The sequence below is a fragment of the Streptomyces durbertensis genome (assembly GCF_014156695.1).
Taxonomy (GTDB): Bacteria; Actinomycetota; Actinomycetes; order Streptomycetales; family Streptomycetaceae; genus Streptomyces; species Streptomyces durbertensis.
In genome coordinates this window covers 1-9668 of record NZ_WMLF01000197.1, presented here as the reverse complement: position 1 = coordinate 9668, position 9668 = coordinate 1, and the positions used below count along the sequence as shown (strand labels likewise).

The window sequence follows — 9668 nt, the reverse complement described above, 5'->3', positions numbered from 1 at the left end:
TTATAAGAGACAGGCCCGCCCCCGCGTACGGACAGCACGTCGTCCCACTCCCCCAGGGCACGGTCGTCTACCCGGCGACCGCCGGCCTGGACGGCGTGGTCGTCGTCCCCGGTCCGGCCGGACAGTCCGTCGCCTACTACACCCCGCCGCCCGCGCCGGCCCCGCAGCCGCTCGTCTCCCCGCTCCTGGCCAAGGCCGCCCTGGTGGCGTTCATCCTGGGCGTCGGCGGCGTCGGCATCTACTTCCTGATCAGCGCCCTAGCCGCGCTCCTCCAGGCACTCGTCACCCTCGGCCTGGTCGTCCTCGCCGGCCTGGGCGGCTTCATCCTGCTGAAGATGCTGAGCAGCGGACCCGGCCGGGACGGCACCAACCTCCACGTCCAAGCCCGCGGCCGCGCCCGGGTCCAGGTCCACACCGGTCGTGGACACAACCGTGGCCGCCGTCGCTGAACCTGCGTCCCCGCCGGCCGTCCGGGACATCGACATCCACGCCGACCCCGCCGGCGCCCTCCCCGTCTATCGCTGGAGGCAGGCCCCGAAAGGACTCGCTACCCGGCGGCAGTTGAGGGAGCGGCGCTTACGGCCCGGCGGCCAGGACCCCGTCGCCGTCATCGAGTGCCGGGGCGGCAAACGCAAGGCATGGCTGTACGAGATCGCCAAAGCCAAGCCGATCCGGCCGATGACCTTCGCCAAGGAAATCGCGCTCGACAAGGCGATGGCCAAACGGCAGACCTGCCCGAAGTGCTCGCGGCGCTACTACCACTGCCTTCCTCTACGAACCCTCGGTTCGTGCCTGGAGTGCCACGACGGCACCCCAGCCGCCCCCGGCAGCTACATGCGCCCGCCCGGTGAGCAACTGGCCGCCGCGGCCTGACACCACACCCCCGTCTGACGGCTGCCTGATCCACCCACCCCGCCACCGCGCGGGCCGGGTGGTGACGGGGAGCCGGGCAGACCGGCCCCGCGCACACGACCTGTCCCCTGTGCCTGGGAGAGCCCACCCCCGATGGCGAAGAAACCGCCCGCCGTGATCGGCGTCCTGACCGAACCCACCCCGCCCACCTGGTGGCAAGCCCACCGCCACCAGGTCGCCCTCATCGCCGGGATCTTCCTCGGCTGGCAGCTGTGCGGGGTGAACAGCGGACCCGCCGACCACGACCACCACGGCCCCACCGGCCCCGCCCACAGCACCGCCCCGTCCGCGACGCCGACGAACACCGCGAAGGAGAACCACCGGTGACCGAGCCCAACGAGCCCCGAAAGCCCGACCCCGCCGTCCCGCCGCTGGAGACCCTCGACGACAGCCAGCGCATCCCCCGCCCCCGGCAGCCGGCCGCGCCACGGACCGAGCCGATCCGCACCACCGAGGACGTCCCCCCTGGCGCCATCGCCGCCTTCGCTATCGTCGGCATCATCGCGGTCCTCCTCACCCTCAAGTGGGGCGTGCCGAAGGCGATCGACTGGTACCACCACCAGGACTGGGCATGGTTCACCCAGTGGACCGCCACCGTCGCCGACCCCGTCCACGCCTACCTGACCGCGCACACTGCCGGCCTTCCGTTGACGGCCTCCAGCGCGTTCGTCATCTGGCTGGGCGTCGGCGCCGCCTCCCTCACCATGGCCTGGCTCACCGGCGCAGTCGGTGCCCGGCTCACCTGGACGGCACACGGCGTCTGCTCGGTGCTGATGGTGTGGCACGCCTCCCCCACCGCCGGCCGCCCCGTCGCCGCAGCCCTGGCCGTCCTCGCCTGGACGATCGGCTCCCTCTTCGCGCTGCGCGGCCTGTCCCTGCGCCCGCGCATCAACATCCACAACCACAACCACCCCGCCCGCTGACGGTTCTGACGGCTGCCTGATCCCCGCCACCGTGGGGGGCCGGCCTCGTGCTCGCGGTCGCCGCCGTGCTGCTGCTCCTGGTCGCCGCCGCCCTCACGAATCACCGGATGAGCAACTGGCCGTACGCGCTCGCCCTGGTCCTCATCGCCGTGGCCGCCGTTGCCGCCCGGCCGCCTCCCGCAGAACTGACCGGCGCTCTCCGCGCGCCCCCGGCCGCCGGCCTCCTCGGCGGCCGGGGCCGGGCGGTGTCCGCCCGGTCAGCCGAGACCGGACGACCGGCCCTCCCCCGGAGGTCACCGTGCCCCTCGCCCGCCGCTCCCTGATGGAAGCTGCTGCCGCCCGCTTCGGCTGGCGCCGCGCCTACGGCACCACCACGCAGGTCGACGCCCTGCTCACCGAGCAGACCGAGACCGCGTACACCGAGGCCGCCGACCACGCGGCCCTCGCCACCGCCAAGAACGACGACGTCCTCGCCGTGCAGCCCGGCGTCTTGGACGTCCGCGGCCGTGTCCTCGCCGACGTCCTCTACCTCGAGGGCGTCCTGACCGGAGCCCGCAACCGCGGCCTGGCGCCCGAGCTCATCGAGCGCCTGGAGGACGCCGTCGACCACGGCCACGAGCTGACTGTGCTGCTCGCCGACACCGTCCGCACCAGCGCCGCCATTCACGCGGCCAGCTGAGCGCCCGGGACGGCCGCAGGCATCCGAACCCGGCCGCCCCGGAGCAGCACCCCCTCCCCTCCCAGAGTGACTCAAGAAGAAGAAGGAGCCCCATCATCATGACCGCACCCCTGCGTCAGACGGCCAACACCGTCGCCAGCTCGATGATCGAAGGCGCCAGCATGGCGACCGCGCTGATTGGCGGCGCGGCCGGCGCCTACCTCGGCTACCAGCTCGCCCCGGTTTCCTGGTCCGACGGAGCCCGCATCGCGGTCGCCGGGGCGGTCGCCGTCGTCGGCGCCGTCGCCATCGACGGGCTCGCCGAACTCGTCCTCGCCCCGATGCGCCGCCTGATGTGGAAGAACCGCAGCACCGCGCACATCAGCCGCGGATCGGCCCCGGCCCCAGCCGCCACCCTGAACGAGGCCCTCGCCCAGGTCATCACCGCCACCAAGGCCGACGCCGCACACCGCGCCGCCGGAGCCGCCTACCGCATCGACGACGGCGACAACTTCCTGCGGGACGAGAACCGGTGGCGCGGCTACGAGGACGGCGAGGCGTCCTTCTACCTCGCACCCGGCGTGGTGCTCCACTACCGCGCCGAGAGGGACGAGTACAAGCACCACTTCACGCTGCTGACAGGCGACAGCGACCAGCCGGTACGGATCACGGGCATGGAGGAAATCCGCCACCAACTCGCCGCCCGCGCCGCCGGCCTTCCCGCCGTTCCGGCCACCCGCAGCGACGCCAATGGTGACAAGGCCGACGTCCTGGACGACGACCTCACCGGCCTGCACGCGGTCTGACGGACTGCCCGTTCCGCCCCGGCCCTACGCGGCCGGGGCGGTGCGGTGGCCCCTCAGCCCACCCTCGAAACCGGAAGGCCCCCATGCCGCAGCCCACTCAGATCACCGTCATCCGCGACGGCCTGTTCACCCCCCGCCGCCTGACCGCCGACATCAACGACACCGTGCCCACCGCGCAGCGCCTAGTGAAGGAACACTTCGGCCGGCGCCCGCTGACCGCCGTGGAGCTGGTGGTCACCTCCCCCAAGAAGATCCCCGGCCTCGCCGCCACCGCGCAGGGCTCGGCCGCAGGCGTCCCGAAGGACGTCTACGCGGCGAAGCTCCTCAGCTTCACCGCCAAGCCCACCGACCTGTACTCCGTCACCGTGATCGCCCCGAAGAACACCATCCGGATCCTGATCAACGCCAAGCGGCTGCACCGCCGCCCGCGCGAGATCGGCGCGACGCTGGTCTGGGCGTTCGTGGAGGTCGACCAGTTGTGTCGCAAGGGCTCGCCGGAGCGGCGCATCGCCTTGACCCGACACGAGATGGGCACCCACGTCCTGCGCAAGGGCAAGGCCCGCAGCCTGTACCGGGCCGAAGCCGAGATGGAAGCCGAAGCCGCGAAGGTCACCGGGCAGATCGTGGGCAAGGTCATCCGGCAGAACCGGCAGGCCGAAGCCGCCGCCGCCCGCGAGGAAGCCGCCACCGCGCAGAACGCGGCCGCCTGACGCCGCACCGTGCCGCCCTGTCCTGGTCCTGCCTGGCCGGGACGGCGCGGTGCCCCGTCAGCCCGTCTCGCAGGAGGACCCGTTGTCCCGCACCCTCACCGCGCTCCCGGCCGACCGCCTCATGGCCGTCGTCACCGGCATCCTCGGAACGCCGTGGACGCCGCCGCCCAGCCCCGAGTGGCCCCTGGTCTTCACCCACGAGGACACCGCCCGCGAACTCAGCTTCCACCCGGAGCCGAAGAACCGCAGGATCGTGTTCCACGTGGGCCCGGCCGGAGCCGACAACGCCTTCGGCCGCCGTCGGTGCGCCAAGTACACCCCCGACATCACCGGCCACGACTCCATCGGCACCTGGCTCGCCGGCGGCGACCTGGACGCCGACAAGGCCAGCCGGATCCGTGCTCTTGCCGAACAGACCGAGCAGAGCGCCACGCGCGTGGACGAGCTGCGCGGCCCGGTCCTCACCCGCACCGCCGGACGGATCTGATGAACGACGTGCTGAACCTCCCCGCCGGCACGCTTTGCGCCCTGGTCGGCCCGCCGGGCAGCGGCAAGTCGACCTTCGCCGCCCGCTTCCCCGACAGCTGGCGCGTGTGCCTGGACGTCTACCGGCGCCTGGCCACCGACTCCGAGGCCGATCAGTCGGCCACCCCGGTCGCCGCCGAGATTCAGAACCTCCTCCTGGAGGCCCGCCTCTCCCGAGCGCTGAACGTGCTGGTGGACTCCACCAACGTGTACGGCCACGTCAGGGCTGGCCTGCTCGCGCGTGCCCGCTACTGGCAGCGCCCAGCCGTCGCGGTCCTGTTCGACCTCCCGCTGGCCACGGTGGAAGCGCAAAACGCCGGCCGCGACCGTGTGGTGCCCCTGCACATCGTGCGCGAGCACCACCAACTCCTGCCCACCCCCGACCAGCTACGCGCCGAAGGATTCGCCTCGGTGCACCTGGCCTCGGACCTCACCGCCACTCCTGGCGTCCTGCGCTGATCGCGCACCCGATCCCGCACCTCAGACCTGCTCGCTCCATCCACCACCCCGAAGGGGACTCGTCATGAAGGACTGGAACACCGCCGACCACACGATCGCCAACACCGAGCACGGCATCCTGCACTTCACGGGCGACGTCCCGCTGGTGATCGCCGACTGGGAGTACACCGAGGCTGCCCCCGACAGCGACGGACGCGTCTATGCCTCCCTGCTCGGCTGGCTCGCCAACGGCGGCGGCACCGGCCGCACGAACGACCCGTACACCGAGCCGATCGAGGCCGGCCGCGCCCACCTGGTCCGCACCGAGCTGCGCGGCCGCCAGCCGCTGACGGACCTGGACGTCCACGTCACGTACCACTCCGTCGGCCAGCCGTACCCGAACACCTGGGACCACCACGGCTGCCAGGTCACCGTCTCCTGGATGGACCGCCGCATCAATGCCAACGGCCAGCCGATCCCGGAGGACGAGATCGGCAGCACCGAGTGGACCCACCCAGTCACCGGCCAGGTCTTCGACCTCACCGAGGCGTACGTCCCGGCCGGCGAGTGCTACTACGACGACCCGGCCCACCCGTACTTCACCTGGCAGCACTTCGACCGGTGGAGCGGCGGCGTCCCGGTCCTCCACCCGTTCTGGGGCGATGACAAGGCACCCGCCGACGGCGCCAAGCTCCTCACCGAGGGTGAGTGGGTCCGGGTGGCTGACGCCCCGAAGTTCTCCGAGCGCAGGGCCGCCATCGCGGCAGACGCCTGACCTCCCGCGAGGACGCGGCGTTCCTCCGTGCCGCCCCGGCCCTGTCGGCCGGGGCGGTCGCGGTGTTCCGCCACGACCAGCGCAAAGAAAGAGCGGCAGCCATGCAGCGAACGGAGTTCTACGAGGTCAACGTCCCCATACACACCCCCGACCGCACGCTGCACGGCGTGCACGTCTTCACCGGCAAGGCGACCTCGGTCACCGAGGCCCTGACCCGCGCCCACCAGGTCTACGAGGCCGCGTTCGCCGCGCGGCAGGCCGGACTCGAGGTCCCCGGCCAGCAGGACGGCGGCTGGGGAGCGCGAGGGGTCCGCGACGGCTGGGAGCTGGACTGGGCGGCGGCGAAGGCCGGCCGCTGGTCCAACCCGAACGACTGGAACCGCAAGACGCCCTACGAGCTGTAGATACGCCCCGAGGCAGGCGCACCAGGTCTGGAAACCGTCGCCTGCCTCGGGCCTACCCATCCCGTACAAGACGAGAGGGAGAGACCAGTATGGCCTCCACCGCGCGCGTACAGGCCCCTTCGGGAAATCGCGCCCTGCTCATCACCACGCTCGCCGTGCCGCTGACCGGCTGGACCGTGCACGCGGTCAGCCTGCACCGCAAGCTCGCCGCCGCCCGCCGCGACCCGCTCACCGGGCTGCTCGGACGCGACGGCTACACGACCAAGGCCCGACAGATCACCGACCGGTACGGCGACGCCGCCCTAGTCGTCCTGGTGGACCTGGACCACTTCAAGCAGATCAACGACGGGCCCGGCGGGCACGCCGCCGGCGACCGCGTCCTGGCCGCCACCGCGACCCGGCTCACCGCGTGGGCGGGCAGCCCCGGGGCGGTCGGCAGGCTCGGAGGGGACGAGTTCGCCGTCGCGGTCCGGATCGGGCCCGCCCGCCGCGAGCTGCGTCTCGCCCAGCTCACGAAGCTGCTCGCGCAGCCGGTGGAGGTCGAGGACGGCGTCCTGGTCGACATCGCCGCGTCGATCGGCGCCGCCTCCCCCGACGTCCTCGGCACGACGGACCTGTCCCTGCTCCAGCGGGCCGCCGACGCCGCGATGTACGCGGGCAAGCACACCGGCCGCGCGGTCCTCGCCGGGCCGCAGCACGCCACGGTGCCCTCCATCAACGGCCGCCGCGCCGGACGGCCGGGCACCCACACGCTGGGACGTGCGGCATGAGCGACACCACCGCCGACCCGGGCACCTGGATCCGGGGCATCACGATCCGCCAGCCCTGGACGACCTGCATCCTCGCCGGGAAAGACGTGGAGAACCGCCCGGCCCCCTGGTCCTGGCGCGGCTGGCTGCTGCTGCACGCCGGGCAGGCCACCGAGCGGGCCCCGATGCGCGACCCGCTGGTCGCCACCGCGATCCGCGGCCGCGCCCTGCACACCCGGGCCGTCATCGGCGTCGCCCGCCTCACCGACTGCCACCAGGACGCCGCCGGCACCGCCCCGTGCTCCCGTTGGGCGCAGCCCGACGCGTTCCACCTGGTCCTCGCCGACGTCCAGGAGCTCGCGCTCCCCATCCCGTGGCTGCACGGCCAGCTCGGGCCGTGGCGCCCCGCGCAGGACCTCGTGGACCAGGTCCTCCTCCAGCTCCCCCACCTCGCTCCGGAGGGCACCTCATGAGCGGCAACCGCACCGGCGTCCCGCAGCCGCCGACGTTCATCGCGGCCGACGACCGGATCCCCTTCCCCGACACCGACCAGGTCCTGCGCTGCCGTACGAGCCCGGACCTGTTCGCGATCGAGGACATCCACAACACCGACAAAGACCCCCGCGCCCGCGAGAAGGCGCTCGTCAAGGCCAAGCACGCTTGCTCCGGCTGCCCGATCGTCAAGGACTGCCTGAAGTGGGCCCTGGCCAACCCCGGCCTCACCAAGACAGGGGTGTGGGCGGCGACCACCAAACGCGACCGCACGCAGCTGCGCAAGCAGCTCGTGGCGCGGCTCGGTGAGGACTGGGTCGGCGTGGTCGCCGAACAGGACCGGCTCCAGCGGGAGAGGGCACGCGCGGCGCGCGTCGTGCCGCCGACCGTCCGCGAACTGGCCCTCGCCCGCCTGGAGCTGGAGGCCATCCCCACCCGGCCCGCGCCGTACAACCGCTGGAAGGAACCGATCACCCCGGCGCAGGCGGCGTCGAACCTGCGCGTGCTGGCGCTGGTCGCCAGCGGCAAGGCCGCGTGATGTTCACCGACTGGACCGAAGCCCTCGAGGCCGAAGCACTGCCCCTGGACCTGAACCCGGCGCAGCAGCTCGCCGCCGCGGCCCGGGTCACCGCCCGCAGCTCCCGCGACAAGGACGACATGGCGCTGCTCCTGGACGTCCTCGGGCTGCCCACCGACACCGACACCCTCACCGCCCTGCTCCCCCTCATCCCGGAAACCGGAGACGCACCCACCATGACGAACACCCCCGCCGCCCCGGCCCTGTCCGCGTTCGAGGCCATGGCGATCTCCATGCACAACAACGGCGACTCCGAGCAGGCGATCCGCGAGGCCACCGGCCTCAGCGAGACCGAGCTCAGCGACCTCATCGCCAACCACGTCCTCGGACTGCCCCGTGCGGCCGCCGACGCCCCGACCACCGACGTCCCGGTCGTCGCGCTGCCCGTCTCCAACGCGCTCCAGGAGCTGATCGACTGGGCGACCGCGCACCCGACCGCCTCGGTCCGCAGCCGCGCCGCCCGCATCACCTCCGACCTCTCCGAGCTGTCCGAGCGCCGCGACTCGGAGGCCGCGCAGCGCGAGGCGGAGGCGGAGGCGAAGGTCGCCAAGGCCCGCGCCGAACTGGAGAAGGCGCAGGAGGAACTGCGCACCGTCAAGGCCGGCACCCGCACCACCACGGCGGCCGCCACCGCGCCCACCCCGATCCGGGCGGGCCTGGGCAGCGGCCGCACCCGGGAGGAGCTCGCCGCCGTACGGACGTGGGCGCGCGCCAACGACCACCAGGTCGCCGACGCCGGGATGGTGCCCAAGCGGGTCCTGAAGGCGTACGACGCCGCGCACCAGGCGCCGGTCCGGAAGGCCGGCTGACCGTGGCCGCCGACGACGCGATAGCCCTGGACGGCTTCCTGGACGAGGAGACCGTCCCCGGCGACCTGTACGGGTCGACGGCGCGGTTCCGGCTCACCGTCTCCCCGACGGACGAGCGCACGGACGAGATGATCCTGCCGTGCACCGTCGCCGACCCGGCGCTGGCGCACGCGGTCATCCACGACCTGGTCCCCGGCGACAAGCTCCGCGTCACCGGCTACCTCCGGCTGCCCCGTACGCCGGACGAGCCGATGTGGCTGGTCGTCACCACGCTCGCCGTGCTGGAGACCGCGCCGGAGCTGTCCGACCCGGCCGCCGTCGCCACGGCCGTCATCGAGCGCTACGGCCCGTACGTCTGCTGGTTCGACGCCGACACCACCGACGTGGAGGTGTTCACCGAGGGCGGCACGTGGGTCGGCACCGCGCCCGAGCCCGACCTGGGCGAGCTGCTCGAAGCCTTCGAGCAGCGCCAGGCCGCCGGCGGCGAGTAGCGGAGCCGCCGTGCCCATCCGTCCCGAGAACCTGCACCGCTACCCGCGCGACTGGCCCCAGATCAGCGCGCGGATCCGGTTCGAGCGGGCGGGCGGCCGCTGCGAGTGCACGGGCCACTGCGGCCTGGCGCACCCCGGCGGCCGCTGCCCCGCCGTCCATGAGGAGATCCACCCGGACACCGGGTCCGTGGTCGGACTCACCACCGCCCACCTCAACCACACACCCGAAGACGTGCGAGACGAGAACCTGCTCGCCGCCTGCCAGCTCTGCCACCTGCGCATCGACCACGGCCACCACCGGGTCACCCGCTCGCTCACCCTCGCCGCCCGCGCGGCCGCCGCCGGACAGCTCGGACTCCTCCCCGAGACCGCGCTCACCCGCACCGAGCCGCCCACCCC

The 9668-nt window shown here is 73.1% G+C and carries 17 protein-coding genes and 1 pseudogene; all 18 read left to right on the top strand.

Features of this window, described 5'->3' with window-relative positions; translation table 11 throughout:
- A pseudogene (locus tag GL263_RS14735) lies at positions 1 to 449 on the top strand (hypothetical protein); the annotation flags it as partial.
- On the top strand, positions 421 to 873 hold the full coding sequence (locus tag GL263_RS14730; RefSeq protein WP_323379400.1) for an RRQRL motif-containing zinc-binding protein: 453 nt from the start codon (positions 421 to 423) through the stop codon (positions 871 to 873). The pseudogene GL263_RS14735 and the gene GL263_RS14730, both read left to right, overlap by 29 nt.
- 132 nt (positions 874 to 1005) lie before the next feature.
- The gene (locus GL263_RS14725; RefSeq protein ID WP_182856160.1) at positions 1006 to 1239 is read left to right on the top strand and encodes a hypothetical protein; all 234 of its coding nucleotides are present in this window, start codon (positions 1006 to 1008) and stop codon (positions 1237 to 1239) included.
- Positions 1236 to 1835 (top strand): hypothetical protein, encoded by a 600-nt coding sequence (locus tag GL263_RS14720; RefSeq protein WP_182856159.1) that lies wholly within the window; start codon positions 1236 to 1238, stop codon positions 1833 to 1835. The genes GL263_RS14725 and GL263_RS14720 overlap by 4 nt, the downstream gene beginning before the upstream one ends.
- 47 nt (positions 1836 to 1882) lie before the next feature.
- The gene (locus GL263_RS14715; RefSeq protein WP_182856158.1) at positions 1883 to 2158 is read left to right on the top strand and encodes a hypothetical protein; all 276 of its coding nucleotides are present in this window, start codon (positions 1883 to 1885) and stop codon (positions 2156 to 2158) included.
- Positions 2134 to 2514: a hypothetical protein gene (locus tag GL263_RS14710; protein WP_182856157.1), complete on the top strand. Its 381-nt coding sequence runs from the start codon at positions 2134 to 2136 to the stop codon at positions 2512 to 2514. Before GL263_RS14715 ends, GL263_RS14710 begins: the two co-directional genes overlap by 25 nt.
- A gap of 98 nt (positions 2515 to 2612) precedes the next feature.
- Positions 2613 to 3299: a hypothetical protein gene (locus tag GL263_RS14705; RefSeq protein ID WP_182856156.1), complete on the top strand. Its 687-nt coding sequence runs from the start codon at positions 2613 to 2615 to the stop codon at positions 3297 to 3299.
- A gap of 83 nt (positions 3300 to 3382) precedes the next feature.
- The gene (locus tag GL263_RS14700) at positions 3383 to 4009 is read left to right on the top strand and encodes a hypothetical protein (protein WP_182856155.1); all 627 of its coding nucleotides are present in this window, start codon (positions 3383 to 3385) and stop codon (positions 4007 to 4009) included.
- Positions 4010 to 4091: 82 nt separating this feature from the next.
- On the top strand, positions 4092 to 4496 hold the full coding sequence (locus GL263_RS14695; protein WP_182856154.1) for a hypothetical protein: 405 nt from the start codon (positions 4092 to 4094) through the stop codon (positions 4494 to 4496).
- Positions 4496 to 4993: an AAA family ATPase gene (locus GL263_RS14690; protein ID WP_182856153.1), complete on the top strand. Its 498-nt coding sequence runs from the start codon at positions 4496 to 4498 to the stop codon at positions 4991 to 4993. Before GL263_RS14695 ends, GL263_RS14690 begins: the two co-directional genes overlap by 1 nt.
- Positions 4994 to 5057: 64 nt before the next feature.
- Entirely contained in the window at positions 5058 to 5747 is a 690-nt protein-coding gene (locus tag GL263_RS14685; RefSeq protein ID WP_182856152.1) for a hypothetical protein, read from the top strand.
- A gap of 101 nt (positions 5748 to 5848) precedes the next feature.
- Complete coding sequence (locus GL263_RS14680; RefSeq protein ID WP_182856151.1) at positions 5849 to 6151, top strand: hypothetical protein; 303 nt, start codon at positions 5849 to 5851, stop codon at positions 6149 to 6151.
- Between the two features lie 89 nt (positions 6152 to 6240).
- Positions 6241 to 6921, top strand: coding sequence for a GGDEF domain-containing protein (locus tag GL263_RS14675; protein ID WP_182856150.1), 681 nt, complete (start codon positions 6241 to 6243; stop codon positions 6919 to 6921).
- The gene (locus GL263_RS14670; RefSeq protein WP_182856149.1) at positions 6918 to 7373 is read left to right on the top strand and encodes an ASCH domain-containing protein; all 456 of its coding nucleotides are present in this window, start codon (positions 6918 to 6920) and stop codon (positions 7371 to 7373) included. Before GL263_RS14675 ends, GL263_RS14670 begins: the two co-directional genes overlap by 4 nt.
- Positions 7370 to 7930, top strand: a complete 561-nt coding sequence (locus tag GL263_RS14665) for a WhiB family transcriptional regulator (RefSeq protein ID WP_182856148.1) — start codon at positions 7370 to 7372, stop codon at positions 7928 to 7930. Before GL263_RS14670 ends, GL263_RS14665 begins: the two co-directional genes overlap by 4 nt.
- Entirely contained in the window at positions 7930 to 8778 is an 849-nt protein-coding gene (locus GL263_RS14660) for an Lsr2 family DNA-binding protein (RefSeq protein WP_182856147.1), read from the top strand. Before GL263_RS14665 ends, GL263_RS14660 begins: the two co-directional genes overlap by 1 nt.
- A gap of 2 nt (positions 8779 to 8780) precedes the next feature.
- On the top strand, positions 8781 to 9269 hold the full coding sequence (locus tag GL263_RS14655) for a hypothetical protein (protein WP_182856146.1): 489 nt from the start codon (positions 8781 to 8783) through the stop codon (positions 9267 to 9269).
- A 10-nt stretch (positions 9270 to 9279) separates the two neighbouring features.
- On the top strand, positions 9280 to 9668 hold a 389-nt coding region (locus tag GL263_RS14650; RefSeq protein WP_182856145.1), incomplete at its 3' end, for a hypothetical protein.

What these genes read in the sequence shown, in the direction of transcription:
- GL263_RS14725 (WP_182856160.1), top strand. Translation starts at nt 1,006, where the DNA reads ATGGCGAAGAAACCGCCCGCCGTGATCGGCGTCCTGACCGAACCCACC.
- GL263_RS14705 (WP_182856156.1), top strand. Translation starts at nt 2,613, where the DNA reads ATGACCGCACCCCTGCGTCAGACGGCCAACACCGTCGCCAGCTCGATG.
- GL263_RS14700 (WP_182856155.1), top strand. Translation starts at nt 3,383, where the DNA reads ATGCCGCAGCCCACTCAGATCACCGTCATCCGCGACGGCCTGTTCACC.
- GL263_RS14690 (WP_182856153.1), top strand. Translation starts at nt 4,496, where the DNA reads ATGAACGACGTGCTGAACCTCCCCGCCGGCACGCTTTGCGCCCTGGTC.
- GL263_RS14685 (WP_182856152.1), top strand. Translation starts at nt 5,058, where the DNA reads ATGAAGGACTGGAACACCGCCGACCACACGATCGCCAACACCGAGCAC.
- GL263_RS14680 (WP_182856151.1), top strand. Translation starts at nt 5,849, where the DNA reads ATGCAGCGAACGGAGTTCTACGAGGTCAACGTCCCCATACACACCCCC.
- GL263_RS14675 (WP_182856150.1), top strand. Translation starts at nt 6,241, where the DNA reads ATGGCCTCCACCGCGCGCGTACAGGCCCCTTCGGGAAATCGCGCCCTG.
- GL263_RS14670 (WP_182856149.1), top strand. Translation starts at nt 6,918, where the DNA reads ATGAGCGACACCACCGCCGACCCGGGCACCTGGATCCGGGGCATCACG.
- GL263_RS14665 (WP_182856148.1), top strand. Translation starts at nt 7,370, where the DNA reads ATGAGCGGCAACCGCACCGGCGTCCCGCAGCCGCCGACGTTCATCGCG.
- GL263_RS14660 (WP_182856147.1), top strand. Translation starts at nt 7,930, where the DNA reads ATGTTCACCGACTGGACCGAAGCCCTCGAGGCCGAAGCACTGCCCCTG.